This window comes from Gilliamella sp. B14384G10 (assembly GCF_016101685.1).
GTDB classification, from domain to species: Bacteria; Pseudomonadota; Gammaproteobacteria; order Enterobacterales; family Orbaceae; genus Gilliamella; species Gilliamella apis_A.
Map to the genome: position 1 here is coordinate 23,635 of NZ_JACFQA010000002.1, position 15,124 is coordinate 38,758.

General features: G+C 35.5%; 12 protein-coding genes. 5 read left to right on the top strand and 7 right to left on the bottom strand.

Going from position 1 to position 15,124, the window contains the following annotated elements; genetic code table 11:
* Positions 1–11: 11 nt before the first annotated feature.
* The 4 genes from purL to H3T54_RS04410 all read right to left on the bottom strand — a co-directional run bounded on the left by purL (position 12) and on the right by H3T54_RS04410 (position 8,239).
* A complete protein-coding gene (gene purL, locus H3T54_RS04395; RefSeq protein WP_198221172.1) occupies positions 12–3,914 on the bottom strand; it encodes a phosphoribosylformylglycinamidine synthase in 3,903 nt (1,300 codons plus the stop codon).
* 372 nt (positions 3,915–4,286) lie between these two features.
* The gene (gene glnS / locus H3T54_RS04400; protein ID WP_198221174.1) at positions 4,287–5,963 is read right to left on the bottom strand and encodes a glutamine--tRNA ligase; all 1,677 of its coding nucleotides are present in this window, start codon (positions 5,961–5,963) and stop codon (positions 4,287–4,289) included.
* 207 nt (positions 5,964–6,170) lie between these two features.
* On the bottom strand, positions 6,171–7,514 hold the full coding sequence (locus tag H3T54_RS04405) for an ATP-binding protein (protein WP_198221176.1): 1,344 nt from the start codon (positions 7,512–7,514) through the stop codon (positions 6,171–6,173).
* Positions 7,511–8,239: a response regulator transcription factor gene (locus H3T54_RS04410; protein WP_086362597.1), complete on the bottom strand. Its 729-nt coding sequence runs from the start codon at positions 8,237–8,239 to the stop codon at positions 7,511–7,513. The genes H3T54_RS04405 and H3T54_RS04410 overlap by 4 nt, the downstream gene beginning before the upstream one ends.
* Positions 8,240–8,400: 161 nt before the next feature.
* Here H3T54_RS04410 and H3T54_RS04415 point away from each other — a divergent pair, with 161 nt between their 5' ends.
* The 4 genes from H3T54_RS04415 to H3T54_RS04430 are packed head-to-tail and all read left to right on the top strand — an operon-like array spanning position 8,401 to position 10,729.
* A complete protein-coding gene (locus H3T54_RS04415) occupies positions 8,401–9,129 on the top strand; it encodes an MtnX-like HAD-IB family phosphatase (RefSeq protein ID WP_065614670.1) in 729 nt (242 codons plus the stop codon).
* Positions 9,130–9,139: 10 nt separating this feature from the next.
* The gene (locus tag H3T54_RS04420; protein ID WP_034901882.1) at positions 9,140–9,973 is read left to right on the top strand and encodes a carboxylesterase; all 834 of its coding nucleotides are present in this window, start codon (positions 9,140–9,142) and stop codon (positions 9,971–9,973) included.
* Positions 9,973–10,329, top strand: coding sequence for an EamA family transporter (locus H3T54_RS04425; RefSeq protein WP_034901884.1), 357 nt, complete (start codon positions 9,973–9,975; stop codon positions 10,327–10,329). Before H3T54_RS04420 ends, H3T54_RS04425 begins: the two co-directional genes overlap by 1 nt.
* Position 10,330: 1 nt before the next feature.
* Positions 10,331–10,729 carry a multidrug efflux SMR transporter gene (locus H3T54_RS04430; protein ID WP_110447024.1) on the top strand — a complete coding sequence of 133 codons (399 nt, stop codon included), beginning with the start codon at positions 10,331–10,333 and terminating at the stop codon, positions 10,727–10,729.
* A 57-nt stretch (positions 10,730–10,786) separates the two neighbouring features.
* Here H3T54_RS04430 and H3T54_RS04435 read toward each other — a convergent pair whose 3' ends face one another.
* From H3T54_RS04435 to H3T54_RS04445, 3 genes are all read right to left on the bottom strand, one after another.
* Positions 10,787–11,659, bottom strand: coding sequence for an arginase family protein (locus H3T54_RS04435; RefSeq protein ID WP_198221178.1), 873 nt, complete (start codon positions 11,657–11,659; stop codon positions 10,787–10,789).
* The gene (locus H3T54_RS04440) at positions 11,656–12,705 is read right to left on the bottom strand and encodes a GNAT family N-acetyltransferase (protein WP_198201632.1); all 1,050 of its coding nucleotides are present in this window, start codon (positions 12,703–12,705) and stop codon (positions 11,656–11,658) included. The genes H3T54_RS04435 and H3T54_RS04440 overlap by 4 nt, the downstream gene beginning before the upstream one ends.
* A gap of 72 nt (positions 12,706–12,777) precedes the next feature.
* Entirely contained in the window at positions 12,778–14,187 is a 1,410-nt protein-coding gene (locus H3T54_RS04445) for an aspartate aminotransferase family protein (protein WP_086356644.1), read from the bottom strand.
* Positions 14,188–14,354: 167 nt separating this feature from the next.
* On the opposite strand from H3T54_RS04445, the gene H3T54_RS04450 reads away from it, so the two are divergent.
* Positions 14,355–15,104 carry a MipA/OmpV family protein gene (locus H3T54_RS04450; RefSeq protein WP_198201633.1) on the top strand — a complete coding sequence of 250 codons (750 nt, stop codon included), beginning with the start codon at positions 14,355–14,357 and terminating at the stop codon, positions 15,102–15,104.
* The last annotated feature ends 20 nt before the right edge of the window (positions 15,105–15,124 follow it).

Sequence of the window (15,124 nt, forward strand, 5' to 3'; positions counted from 1 at the left end):
GCGAATTTTTTTTAACCTAGTTGTTTACGTGCATTACGGAAAATTCGCATCCACGGGCTATCTTCTCCCCAATTATCAGGATGCCATGAGTTGGTTACGGTTCTAAATACTCGCTCAGGATGTGGCATCATGATTGTTGCACGCCCATCATTAGATGTTACCGCAGTAATACCGTTTGGCGATCCATTTGGATTAGCAGGATACTCTTCTGTCACTTGACCAAAGTGGTTAATATAACGAGCGGCAATCAAACCTGAGTTTTCTAAATCAGTTAAATGCGCTAAATCATAGGTTTCAACTTGACCTTCACCATGTGAAACAGCAATCGGCATATGCGATCCAGCCATATCAGTAAAAAGTAATGAAGGGCTAGACTGAATTTGAACTAGACTAAATCGAGCCTCAAAACGTTCCGATACATTACGAACAAAACGAGGCCATAACTCAGCACCAGGTATCAGTTCTTTTAAATTCGACATCATCTGGCAGCCATTACAAACACCTAACGATAAAGTATCATTGCGCTGGAAGAATTGCTCAAACTCATGACGAACTTGTTCATTAAATAAAATAGACTTAGCCCAACCTTCACCAGCCCCTAATACATCGCCATAAGAAAAACCACCACAAGCAACTAACGTATTAAATTGATTCAAAGTCACTTGACCTGATAATAAATCCGTCATATGAACATCAATTGACTCAAAACCTGCTCGAGCAAATGCTGCTGCCATTTCAACATGTGAATTAACACCTTGTTCACGTAAAACTGCAACCTTAGGCTTCACGCCTTTGACTATGTAAGGTGCAGCAATATCTTGCGCAATATCAAAAGTAAGATGAACACTTAAACCTGGATCTTCATCATTTTGCTTAGCTTGGTGTTCTTGATCTGCACATTGTGGGTTATCACGTAAGCGTTGCATCTGCCAAGTGGTTTCTGCCCACCATGTTCTTAATGTCAATCGCGATTCGCTATACACCACAGCGCTATTATTACGAATAATAAATTGCTGTCCTGTTTTAGCTATTCCTAATGTATGAATCGCTTGAGATAAACCAAACTGCTTAAAGCATGTCATGACTTTTTCTAAATCACCATTACGAATTTGAATAACTGCGCCGAGTTCTTCATTAAATAGTGAGGCAATAACATCGCTACCAAGTGAATTAATATCAATATCTATACCACAATGTCCTGCAAATGCCATTTCTGCTAAGGTTACCAATAAACCACCATCAGAACGATCGTGGTAAGCAAGTAAGGTATTTTGCACAACTAAACTTTGGATGGCCTGATAAAAAGCGGCTAATTCTTTAGCATCATGAACATCAGCTGTTCTTTGTCCTAGATGACGATAAACTTGTGCTAATGCTGTTGCCCCTAATGCTTGATGACCTTTAGATAAATCAATAAATAGTAATAGATTATCCTCATCTGTACAAAGTTGTGGGGTAACTGTTTTACGCACATCTTCAACTCGAGCAAATGCGGAAATCACCAATGATAACGGTGAAGTTACCGTTTTTTGTTCACCATCTTGTTGCCATGTTGTTTTCATTGACATAGAGTCTTTACCAACCGGAATGGCTAATCCTAAAGCAGGACATAACTCTTCACCAATGGCTTTAACAGCTTGATAAAGACCAGCATCTTCACCAGGATGACCAGCTGCAGCCATCCAGTTAGCTGAAAGCTTAATACGTTTAATGTCGCCAATATTTGTCGCAGCAATATTGGTAATTGCTTCACCAACCGCTAATCTAGCTGATGCCGCAAAATTAAGCAGGGCAACAGGAGCTCGTTCCCCCATTGACATGGCTTCACCGTAATAACTGTCTAAACTTGCTGTTGTCACTGCGCAATCGGCAACCGGCACTTGCCAAGGTCCTACCATCTGATCACGAGCAACCATACCTGTTACCGAACGATCACCAATGGTAATTAAGAAAGTTTTTTCCGCCACAACTGGCAAATGTAATACTCGTTTTACCGCATCATATAAATTGATATCGGATGTTGAAAAATGATCACCTTGTGCTTGGCTAGTTTTAACATCTCGGAACATTTTTGGCGTTTTACCCAATAGCACATCTAACGGTAAATCTATTGGATTATTATTAAAATGTTCATCATGTAACACGACTGCTTTATTAATTGTAGCTTCACCAATTACTGCATAAGGTGTACGTTCACGCTTACAAAGTTCATCAAACAATTCTAAACTTTCTGGATGAATAGCTAGTACATAGCGCTCTTGTGATTCATTACACCAAATTTCTAACGGTGACATACCTGGTTCGTCACTTAATATTTTGCGCAATTCAAATTGACCGCCACAACCACCATCACTAACTAGTTCAGGCATCGCATTGGACAAACCACCCGCACCAACATCATGAATAAATAAAATTGGGTTTTTATCACCAAGTTGCCAACAACGATCTATTACTTCTTGGCAACGACGCTCCATTTCTGGGTTATCACGTTGAACTGAAGCAAAATCAAGATCTGCATCTGATTGTCCTGATGTCATAGATGAGGCAGCACCACCACCTAAACCAATATTCATGGCAGGCCCACCTAATACAATTAATTTGGAGCCGATAGGAAATTCACCTTTTTGAATATGTTCACGACGAATATTGCCCATACCACCAGCTAACATAATCGGTTTGTGGTATCCTCTGACTTCATCGCCGTTATAACTGTTTACTTTCTCTTCATAAGTACGAAAATAACCAAGTAAAGCTGGACGACCAAATTCATTATTAAATGCTGCACCACCTAAGGGCCCATCCATCATAATGTCAAACGCACTAACAATTCGATCGGGTTTACCAAAATCTTGTTCCCAAGGCTGTTCAAAATTTGGAATTCGTAAGTTCGAAACAGAAAAACCAACTAATCCTGCTTTTGGTTTAGCTCCTTTTCCTGTCGCTCCTTCATCTCGAATTTCACCGCCACTACCGGTTGCCGCACCTGGCCAAGGTGATATTGCCGTTGGGTGATTATGGGTTTCCACCTTCATTAAAATATCAGCATATTCCTGATGATAATCATAACTTCGACTATCATAATCAGCAAAGAATCGTCCAACTTTCGAACCATCCATAACAGCGGCATTATCCTTATAAGCGGATGACACATAATCAGGCGTATGTTCAAAAGTATTTTTGATCATTTTAAATAATGATTTTGGTTGTTTAACACCATCAATAATCCAATCAGCATTAAATATTTTATGACGACAATGTTCAGAGTTTGCTTGACCAAACATATAAAGCTCAATGTCAGTCGGATTACGGTTTAATTTTTGAAAATTCTCAACCAAATAGTCAATTTCATCTGGTGCTAAAGCCAAACCTAATTTTAGATTAGCTTCCTCTAATGCTTGACGACCTTGTCCTAACAAATCAATAATTGTTACTGGTTTGGGTTGGTCAGCCTTAAATAATTGTTCTGCTTGCTCAAAACTGTTTAATACGGTCTCCATCATTCGGTCATGTATCAATCCTAAAAAAGTATTTCTTTGACAATCAGTTAACAGAGAACTAGCTTGCACATAATAAGCAATACCTCGTTCTATTCGATGGATTTGTGATAATCCACAATTATGTGCAATATCAGTAGCTTTAGATGACCATGGCGAAATAGTACCTTCGCGTGGAGTAACTAAAAAGAGTATTTTACTGGTTTTATCTTCGACATTTATTTGCGCACTTTTGGGACCATATTGTAACAACTTATCTAAGGTTAATTGTTGTTGAACGGTTAATTCATCACTTAAATCAATAAAGTGAATGTATTGGGCTTCAATATTTGTTATAGGGATAGATTGTTCACGACAAGAGGATAAAATTTTATTAATACGAAATGCAGATAGAGCAGAAGAACCAGCTAAAATTTTCATGCTAAGAGTACTCTTTTTAAGCCAAAATAGGAAAAAAATAGAACAACATTATAAAATAAACTGACCAAAGAGGCTATCTTAAAAATCATAATATAATGTAATCAAAGAATTTTGAGGAAAGGGGGTTTTTTAACATTCAATACGACTTTTTATGATTATTTAAAACACTACAATTTTTTTAAATAAATCTTTAATGTTTATTAGTAAATTAAGAAAATTTTTAATTACAATCAGTTAGTAATCATTATTATGAGGATTATATTTATACTACAAAAGTATGCCAAATTAACCTTCTGATGATGATATCAATAAAAATATAAAGTAGAGCAGATTAAATCAATACGCCAACCAGAGTTGGCGTATTGATTATGATTAAGCTTCGTTCCAACTGTCTCTTAATCCTACTGTTCGATTAAATACTAAATTATCTTCAGTGGCATATTTACTATCAAGACAAAAATAACCTTCACGTTCAAATTGATAAGCTTGTTCTGCTTCAGCTTTTTGCAAACTAGGCTCAACAAACCCATGTTTAATAATTAATGAATTTGGATTGATAGTTGATAAAAAGTCCTCTGCACTACCTGGATTTGGAGTATTAAATAGCCGATCATAAAGACGAATTTCAGCTGGCTTAGCAAATTTAGCTGACACCCAGTGAATAACGCCTTTAACTTTACGTCCATCTTCAGGATTTTTATTTAATGTAGCAGGATCATAACTACAATAAATAGTTTGAATATTACCGTCCGCATCTTTTTCAACACGCTCTGCTCGTATCACATAAGCATTACGCAAGCGAACTTCTTTACCTAACACTAAACGCTTATAATTTTTATTTGCTTCTTCCCTAAAATCAGCTCGATCAATATAAATTTCACGCGTGAATGTCACTTCTCGATGACCTAATTCTGGGCGATTAGGGTGATTTGGCATGCTAAGTACTTCATCAATTGTTTCCGAAAAGTTTTCAATGACAACTTTAACAGGATCAAGTACCGCCATTGCTCGTGGCGCATTTTCATTGAGATCTTCACGAATACAGAACTCAAGTGTACTCATTTCAACCGTATTTTCTTGTTTAGTTACACCAATTCGACGACAAAATTCACGAATTGATGCCGGTGTATAACCACGGCGACGCAAACCCGATACGGTAGGCATCCGAGGGTCATTCCAACCGTCAACAATTTGTTCAGAAACTAACTGGGTTAATTTTCGTTTAGAAGTAATAGCATATTCAAGATTTAGTCTTGAAAACTCATACTGATGTGGTCTTGCTTCAATAGTAATATTATCTAAAACCCAATCGTACAAACGACGATTATCTTGAAACTCAAGCGTACAAAGTGAATGAGTTATATTTTCAATGGCATCCGAGATACAATGTGTAAAATCATACATTGGGTAAATACACCATTTATTGCCAGTTTGGTGGTGCTCAGCAAATTTTATACGATATAACACGGGATCACGCATAACAATAAATGGTGATGCCATATCAATTTTTGCTCTTAAGCAGGCTTTACCTTCAGCAAATTTACCTTCCTTCATTTGGATAAATAATGCTAGGTTTTCTTCAATGCTTCGATCACGATAAGGGCTATTTTTACCTGCTTGTGTTAATGTTCCACGATATTCGCGGATTTCATCAGCAGACAACTCATCAACATAAGCAAGACCTTTATTAATCAGTTCAATTGCATATTCATATAAACGGTCAAAATAGTCAGATGAGTAACAGATTTCACCATCCCATTGAAATCCTAACCAACGAACATCTTCTTTTATAGATTCAACGTATTCAATATCTTCTTTGGCAGGATTGGTATCATCAAAGCGTAAATTACATTTACCCTGATAATCTTGCGCAATCCCGAAATTTAAACAGATAGATTTTACATGACCAATATGTAGATAACCATTAGGCTCAGGCGGAAAACGAGTATGGGTTGTTTTATATTTTCCTGCCGCAAGATCTGCATCAATAATTTGACGTATAAAGTTAGTTGGACGAGTTTCGTTCTCTGTCGGTAATACACCGCTCATAAAAAACCTCTAATTATATATGTTTACTCATGACCAATTTAGAAATGAGATTTTTCACTTTTATCATTTTGAGCAAAGAATATAACAAATTTTTTGTTTTTTCGAAACGTTAAAAACGAGAGTTTTAAGTTATCTGAAAAAATATTGTTATTTAAATCTATATCTTTCTTAATAATTTTTGATTAAATTTTATTAAATCTAGCTTGATTATTCTTCACCTGATTTTATCGAAACCACAAATCTAGCACCCCCTAATGGACTAGTCACCACAAATGCTTTACCATCATGAAATTCAGCCATTAATTTTACATAAGCAAGCCCTAACCCATATCCGCCGGTTGAACGTGTGCGGCTAGTATCAAGTCGAGCAAAAGGCATAAAAATTTTTTCACGAGCATCAAAAGGAATACCAGTCCCATCATCATCAATCTCTAAAATCACTCGATGATCCTGTTTTGTGATATTCAACACCGCTTTATGTGCAGCATATTTAAACGCATTGAGTAGTAAATTTTTGACCATGGTTTCAGCCAAATTAGTATCAATTTTAGCTTCGACATTTTGGCTATTACAAATTAATTCAAACCCTTCTGGTTTAAATAGTGCTAATGATTGACAAACTTTTTCGCCCCACTCTTTCAACGATACATTAGTAAGATTTAATTCGATATTACTCTGCTGCATTTTGAAATAATTCAAACTGGCATTTATCAGCGTTTCAAGTTCATTAATATCATCGCTCATTCCTTTTTGCAGTAATGCTTTTTCATGCTCATCGCTGGACTCTTCAAGCATACTTAACTCAAATCGCATCCGTGCAAGTGGCGTGCGTAGTTCATGAGCCATCGCATGTGAAATCGTTTGATTGGTACTAACTAAATGTTCTATGTGAGTCCCCATGTTATTAAGTACATTAGCTAACGGTTTAAATAACCAACCTTTTACATTTTCAGTACGCGCTTTTAAATTTCCTTGTCCCAATTGCTCTGCGGTTTGACGGATATTAACCAGATCTTTCCAAACTGCACTGAAAGCAAAATAGATTAAAATAAAAAAGACTATGGCACTAAACAAGGCCCAAATAATAAGAAATACACCCAACGACATGGTATTTGATTCTAATATATCTCGCATTAAAATCGGACCTAATTGCAATAAATGTCCATCCTTTAAATCAATATAGACAACCTCGTCATCACCATCATAAGCAAAACCAAGTTTTTCTAACTCTTTTTTAACTGAATGAGACAAAATAGTCTGTTCTGGTAAAACTTTTATTGGATAACCAAAAGAAGGCTGTAATTCATTAACTACATCTTGCAATGGACGTTGCTTATTTTCATCTATGTGTTTACGAATTAAGTTGACAGTTCCGCGTTGTGATTCACGAAAAACAAGATGATCATCGGGCATATCAGTTAATGACGAAGGTAATGAGTCAAATACCAATAATGCACCATAAGCAATAATACATTGTAACGAAAGCAAAATAACAAGGTAAAAGACGATGCGGCGATTGAAAAATAGCGGTTTAGCTAATAATTGTTTCAATGATTTTCCCCTTCACGCATAAATAAATAGCCTTTTCCACGCACTGTTTTAATCCGTGATGAGTTGTCAGGATCATCTAGTAATTTGCGCCGTAATCGTGAAATGCGCGCATCAATTGAGCGATCGCTACCGTCAAAATCAATACCTCTTACTTGAGAGAATATATCGTCTCGCGATAAAATCTTACCAGCGTTATTTGCTAATAACCAAAGTAAATCAAATTCTGCCGTAGTCAAATCGATATCTTGCCCATCTAATAAGACCTTTCGATTTTCGCTATCAATGACTAAATTATCAAAGACCAGTGTATTATTATTAAACGTAGCTACTAGTTCCTTATAGCTTTCTTTATCGGTTTCGATCTGTTTTCGTCGCAACAATGCACGAATACGAGCAAGTAATAACCGCGGTTCTACAGGTTTAGCTAAATAATCATCTGCACCTAATTCTAAACCAACAATTTCATCAATATTGTCTTCACTCGCAGTCATAATCAAAATATAGTTTGTAAACCACGAACGTATATCTCGACATATATCGAATCCAGATTTTTCTGGTAGCATGACATCTAAAATAACTAGATCTGGGTTGATCTGTTGTATTTTTTCCTCGGCGCCGGCACCACTATTATGCCAATCAACCATATATCCTTGACGGATTAAATAAACTTGGATTAAATTGGCTAATCTTTCATCATCTTCGATGATTAATATACGTTCACTCATTTTCGGTTCTCTTTACCGTATAATGTGTACTTCAAAATACCTTATTATACAGGTAAATGTAGCCTCGTTACAAAAGATATACAAAGAGCCTACAAAGTTTACGACCGCTATATGAGAGAATTGGCGCCAATATCTATAACTAAGCAATTTTTACGTTAACTATGAATACTTTTTCATCAATTACTAATCATCTTTTTCAGCCATCTTATACTCACCACCAAAACCCTATTATTTTATGTGATTTTGATGGCACAATTAGTGTTAAAGATGTTACTGATACTTTACTTAGCCAATTCGGTCAAGATGGTTGTGACGAACTTGAAGAATTATGGGTTAGTGGCAAAATCGGCTCTCAAGAATGTATGAGTAAACAGATTGCATTAATGGATGCTAGTCTGGAGGAACTCAATCAAGCATTAGCAAAAATTGAAATTGATGATAATTTTAAAGCATTTATTGATTACACCGAAAAAAATCATATTCCAGTTCATGTAGTTAGTGATGGCTTAGATTATGCTATTCAGTTTGTGTTAAAACACCATGGTATTGAGCATCTACCTATTTATGCCAATAAGTTAATGCATAATAATCAACGAAGTTGGCGCCTGGAGTTCCCATTTGCCAATAAAGATTGTATTAAACAAAGCGGTAACTGCAAATGCAATCATGTTAAACAACAGCAACATTTTCCTCAGATACTATATGTTGGTGATGGTACGTCCGATTTTTGCGTTTCTCATCATGTCGATCTTGTTTTCGCCAAAGATAAGTTGATTAATTATTGTGAAAAAAACAATATTAAACACAGTGCTATTGAGAGTTTTGCTGATGTAACCGAAGCATTAAAACAAATGCAACAAACACTAATTCCAGTCATGGCGGTAAAATAAAGGAATAATAATGAGTACAATTGAAGATTTATCTTATTTTTTACCTGGTAATAAAAATGGTGTGCTATTAATTCACGGTTTAACTGGCACACCAAATGAAATGCGTATTTTAGCCAATGGTTTACATAAAGCTGGATTTACTGTGTATGCAATACAGTTAGCTGGTCACTGTGGTACAGAAGCAGATCTATGTAAAACAACTTGGCAAGATTGGTATAAAAGTGTTCAAGATGGTGCTGATTATTTAGCTCAACATGTTGATAATCTGTTTGTTGCAGGTTTATCTATGGGCGCATTATTAGCGTTAAAATTAGCTGCTGATCGTCCCAATCAAGTGAAAGGTGTTGGTGTTTTAGCGCCTACTTTTTCTTATGATGGCTGGAGCATGCCATTTTGGGCTAAAAAATTCTTCTTTCTATTAGTCTATTTCAAAAAACTTGGTATTTTTCAAAAAGTATCTTTTATTGAAAAACCACCTTATGGCCTTAAGGATGAGCGGATTCGGGCTGTTGTGTCTGAAAGCATGTTAAGTGGTGACGCCGCCTCTGCAGGACTGGCAGGTAACCCTTTCCCAGCTTTAGCTGAAATGCAGTTATTGGCTAAACATATGCGTCAGGAGTTACCTAAAGTTACCTCACCGTGTTTAATTATGCATTCAGGCAATGATGACATTGCCAATATTGAAACAAATGCAAAATTAGTTGAAAAACACGTTTCCGGCCCAAAACAGTTAATCGTATTAAATGATAGTTATCATTTAATTACCATTGATAGCCAACGCCGAGAAGTGATTAAAGAATGTGCTTCATTCTTTAATCATATTGTAGAAGGAAATCAAGCATAATGTCATCCTTAGTTATTTTTCTTTGGGTTAGTAATATCTGTTTTGATACTTTAGGACAAGTTGCCTTTAAATATGCTGCAATATCACCAACCAATCGAGATGGTTGGTATTACTGGTTGGATTTGGCTAAAAATCATTGGATTTGGGTAGGAATAGCATCTTACATTGCTGAATTTTTATTGTGGCTAGCCTTTTTAACTTTAGTGCCACTATCTCAAGGAGTATTACTGGCCTCATTTAATATTATTACTATTATGTTAGTTGGTCGAATTCTTTTCAAAGAATTACTCACTCTTTATCGCATTATTGGTATGTTATTAATAACTGCTGGTGTTATTTTTGTGGGAATGTCTTAATATGGCTAAGTTTTATTTGATTGGTTTTACCGTATTATTAATGTTTGATACCATTGCCCAGTGCAGCTTCAAATTGGCTGCTGAGCATGCACAACCTCTTGCGATGAGTGTTGAATGGATTATTAGGGTTTTTTCTGGCCATTGGATCTATGTATCAATTGCAGGTTATATTTTTACTTTCTTCACTTGGATGACTTTATTAAAAAAAGCGCCTGTCGGACCAGCTTTTGCGGCATCTCATTTCGAAGTCGTCACGGTAATGATTGCATCAGTTTGGTTATTTAATGAACCAATAACGTTATTTAAGTTAATTGGAACAATATTGATTGTTTCAGGAATTATGTTTCTTGCATTGGCGGAAAGTAAACTAACCAACAAAAACAGTCATAACAGTTATTAATCAAAACTAAAGTCAAGCCTAGCTGTATTTTATTAAAAGAATAATAGATTAATAATACTAGGCTTTTAAAGCGTTTAATAATGTTAAATTGAGTTGATATTGTTCTTGTTGCCAACCATTTAAGTTCTCTAAGGATATTTCTGGTTGTTTATCTAATGAACTAAGCAATCGTTTAAACCAACTTTTCGGTTGCCATATTGATAATTCACCAGTGATATCACTACCAATAATTCGTGGTTTAATTGAGGAAATAGTATCCAATAAGTGATAAGTTTGCAGTTTTCCTTGATCCCAATTAGTATGAATAACCTCTTCACTTAATACGTCTTTATCTATCGATAAATATATTGGTTTAGTATTACGATATTGTTCAGATAGAAACTGGGTAATCAAATCATCAGGCGAATCAAAATGACGAAAAGCTTGATTCAAGCCAATTTTTTTCGCCCAAGAAACATTGACATCTAAGCTCCAATAAGTCAATTTTTTATGAAATAGCGGTGACCATCTATTTTCCCAAAAATGCCATAATCCAATATCATTAGAAGTTATGCCTAACACATGAACATGACTTACGAACGGTAAACTTGCTACATAGCTCACCCATGAGCCACAGTGAACACCAAATAGATAACGCATATTGTCTGGATGATTATCAAAAATAATCACTTCAATTGGATTATCTGCTGAATATTGCTTAGCAAGTTGCTCAATTAGTAATAGCGAAATATGATGATAATCACCGCTCCCCATCAACACTGTGCCATAGTTTTCTGGTAATGATTGTTGTAATTGCATTTTAAATTTTTGGAAATTTTTTTCATTACAACCAAAGCGAATTACATCTTGCCACTGCGTGAAATCAATCGTTTTAGCGTCATTAATTTCACCTACGCTTTGATCAAAATTAAGGATAACCGGCAATGTCATGCTACTTTCTCCTTATCGGTTTCAAAATGGCCTATTAATTTACGTAAAATTATTCTTAACAGAGGATTTCGAATATAAACTAGATGTTTGGTTAAAGTAAAACTAGCACCTAACGAAGCTTTAACTTCGGGATCTGTCCAACCTGCGACATAACTACTTAGTTTCTGTTGTAACGCATATTCAAGATTAACAAACCAGCTAACAAAATAGAGATTCAACTCCCGTGCCTGCGGATAAACCATACCAATATACTTATCAATTAGAACATTATTCACCACAAAACAGATGTTATAACCAATTAATTGGCCATTATAGTGATAAGTGAAAATACGCCCATTTGCTGCTTTACTTTGCAGTAATTGGATAAAAAATGGTTTGGTTAATAAATCAAAATGTATTTCACTTTGTTCATATACATTAAGATAAAGCTGATAATATAAATCAAGATTGGCGTCATCAAAAAAACAGTTATCACCAGTTTGTAAGATATTAATCTCTAATTTTTCACGAGATTTCAGCTTTCTTCTTAAATTCTTTCGACGGCTATATGATAATTTTGCCAAAAAGTCATTTATCGATTCGAAATCGATTGGAACCCACGCTAAAGCTTGTCCTTCAACTTCAATAAAACCGTTATCTTTTAAAGACCCAATAACCTGTTTAGAATATTGATTATCCTGCTTACTTAGTAAAGGCGAATCGGAAGGTAAATCTTTCACAATAGTAAAAGGATATTTCTTTGCGTACGCTGTTTTAACATTATCAGCTAATTGCTGTGCATTCACTTTATCAGTTAACAAACTGTATTCTGAAACTGTCGTTCCGACAAAACATGTTTTTGGTTGTAACCAATGTCGCCATTTGCTATAAAAAGGTAATTTATGAACTTTATGTTTAAAATCATCATCGGCAGTTGTGAGCAAATCAAACTTAGCAGAAAAAGCAGGTACACCATCTTCACTCATCCAGCTCGTAAATTCCTGTGGTGGATGAGAAATAAAATTATTGATTAATTCATTTGGTTCTAGTTGATTGATATATCGCATAACTTTCTATAAAGGATCGGTATAACTAGAATCCCGCTAACACATATTAGCGGGATTATTTTGCTTTAAGACTTAAAGTTCTTTTTTAGCTCGAGTAATTAATTGGTCAAGTAATTCAATACCTTGATCGATTTCTTGACGAGTAATATGTAATGAAGGAGCAAAAGTGATAACATTTTTATAATAACCACCAATATCAAGCACCAAGCCCATTTTATTACCTTTCCAATCAAGATCACCTGACATACCAATATCAACCATTTTATCAACTAATGCTTTATTAGCTGTAAAACCGTCATCGGTACAAATCTCAGCACGTAGTGCAAGACCTAAGCCATCAACCTCACCAATTTCTTTATGTTTCTTCTCAAGTGTTTTTAATCCTTCAAGGAAGTATGCACCACTTTCCATCACCATTTTTTCGTAATCGGTTTCTGAAGTCATTTTTAATACTTCTAAGCCAACCGCAGTACCTAATGGATTTGAAGCAAAAGTTGAATGTGTTGAACCAACAGGAAATACTTCAGGATTAATTAACTCTTCACGAGCCCATAACCCACCTAGTGGATTTAAACCATTAGTTAATGCTTTGGCAAATACCACTACATCAGGTTTAACATCAAAGTGTTCGATTGACCATAGTTTACCTGTACGATAAAAGCCCATTTGGATTTCATCAACGACTAATAAAATACCATATTGATCTAAAACTTTTTTCAAACCTTTAAAGTAGTTACGAGGAGGGACAATATAACCGCCTGTTGCTTGTAAAGGTTCGGCATAGAAAGCAGCATATTCAGCTTGACCTACTTTAGGATCCCAAACACCGTGATATTCTGTTTCAAATAAACGAGCAAATTCAGCAACTAAATGTTCACCATACTCTTCTGAAGTCATTCCTTTAGGGCGACGGAATGGATATGGGAAAGGAACAAACATTGCACGATCACCAAAATGACCATAACGACGGCGATAACGATAACTTGAAGTAATTGATGATGCACCAAGAGTACGACCATGGTAGCCACCTTGGAAAGCAAACATTAAAGATTTACCACCAGTCGCATTACGAACCACTTTTAATGAATCTTCAATACATTGTGAACCACCAACATTAAAATGCACACGGCCTTGGTAACCAAATCGTTTTTCCATACCTTGAGCAATAGTTTTTGCTAGTTCAATTTTAGTTGGATGAAGATACTGACTCGCACATTGCGGTAAAGTATCGATTTGTTTTTTAAGTACGTTATTTAGACGCTCATTGGCATAACCAAAGTTACAAGCTGAGTACCACATTTGTAAATCAAGAAAAGCTTTACCTTCTTTATCATACATGTAGCTACCTTCACAGCCATCAAAAATCTTTGGTGGTTCAACGTAATGCACAGTATCGCCAAATGAGCAATATTTTGCTTCATCAGCTAATAATACTGCGTCGTCAGGGCGACTGTTAATCATTTCTTTAGTTGGTTTACTCATAATTTATCTCACTAATCCATATTCAAATATGACAAAATGTGGCATTATTATCGGAGAAAAGTGATTGTAACAATGTACAATTACTGTATAGATTTTGTGACGACAGACTTGAGATAAAGAAATCACAATAACTCTTGTAAACCATATCACTATGAATAGGTATCAAAATGAAAAGAATAAGCTGTATAATTTCGCTATTATCAATGTGTTCTCTAGGATATACGCAAATTGTATCAGCAGAACCTACCTCATTGGGAATCGGTTTAGGTTGGTCAACTTCACCATATAAAAGTTATAGTTCAAACTACTATCCTATACCACACATTGATTATGACAATGGCTCGTTTTTTATTGATGATCTTTCTGCTGGAGTTTATGCACTCAATGATGAGAATCAAAGCCTATCCTTTGGCGCTCGCTATTTAGCGAATGAATTTAAACCTCACGATTCTGATAATCATAAACTAAAACAGCTCGATAGTCGCCACTCAACCCTACTGGCTGATATTGAATATTCACTTAATACCAATTGGGGGATTTTTTCTAGTAGTATTGGCGCTGATATCCTTGATAATAGTAATAGTATTTTAGTTAATGCTGATTATACTGTGCCTTATATTGAAGATAATTTGATAGTTGCACCTGCTATCGGTATAAATTGGGCAAATCGTAAACATAATGACTATTATTATGGAATCTCGCACAAAGAATCTGCACGTTCAGGCTTAGGTTATTTCAATGCTGATAGCTCTTTTACGCCTTACTTTGAAATTGCTGCTCAATATTCGTTAACAGATAATATTGCAACCTTTGGTGGAGTCCATATTGATAAACTAACAGGCGATGCAGCCGATAGCCCAATGGTTGATGATAGTACGGTAACATCGATTTATATGGGTGTATCTTATAAATTTTAAAGAATTTCTTATCAAATATT

What these genes read in the sequence shown, in the direction of transcription:
- purL (WP_198221172.1), bottom strand. Translation starts at nt 3,914, where the DNA reads ATGAAAATTTTAGCTGGTTCTTCTGCTCTATCTGCATTTCGTATTAAT.
- glnS (WP_198221174.1), bottom strand. Translation starts at nt 5,963, where the DNA reads ATGAGCGGTGTATTACCGACAGAGAACGAAACTCGTCCAACTAACTTT.
- H3T54_RS04410 (WP_086362597.1), bottom strand. Translation starts at nt 8,239, where the DNA reads ATGAGTGAACGTATATTAATCATCGAAGATGATGAAAGATTAGCCAAT.
- H3T54_RS04415 (WP_065614670.1), top strand. Translation starts at nt 8,401, where the DNA reads ATGAATACTTTTTCATCAATTACTAATCATCTTTTTCAGCCATCTTAT.
- H3T54_RS04420 (WP_034901882.1), top strand. Translation starts at nt 9,140, where the DNA reads ATGAGTACAATTGAAGATTTATCTTATTTTTTACCTGGTAATAAAAAT.
- H3T54_RS04425 (WP_034901884.1), top strand. Translation starts at nt 9,973, where the DNA reads ATGTCATCCTTAGTTATTTTTCTTTGGGTTAGTAATATCTGTTTTGAT.
- H3T54_RS04430 (WP_110447024.1), top strand. Translation starts at nt 10,331, where the DNA reads ATGGCTAAGTTTTATTTGATTGGTTTTACCGTATTATTAATGTTTGAT.
- H3T54_RS04435 (WP_198221178.1), bottom strand. Translation starts at nt 11,659, where the DNA reads ATGACATTGCCGGTTATCCTTAATTTTGATCAAAGCGTAGGTGAAATT.
- H3T54_RS04440 (WP_198201632.1), bottom strand. Translation starts at nt 12,705, where the DNA reads ATGCGATATATCAATCAACTAGAACCAAATGAATTAATCAATAATTTT.
- H3T54_RS04445 (WP_086356644.1), bottom strand. Translation starts at nt 14,187, where the DNA reads ATGAGTAAACCAACTAAAGAAATGATTAACAGTCGCCCTGACGACGCA.
- H3T54_RS04450 (WP_198201633.1), top strand. Translation starts at nt 14,355, where the DNA reads ATGAAAAGAATAAGCTGTATAATTTCGCTATTATCAATGTGTTCTCTA.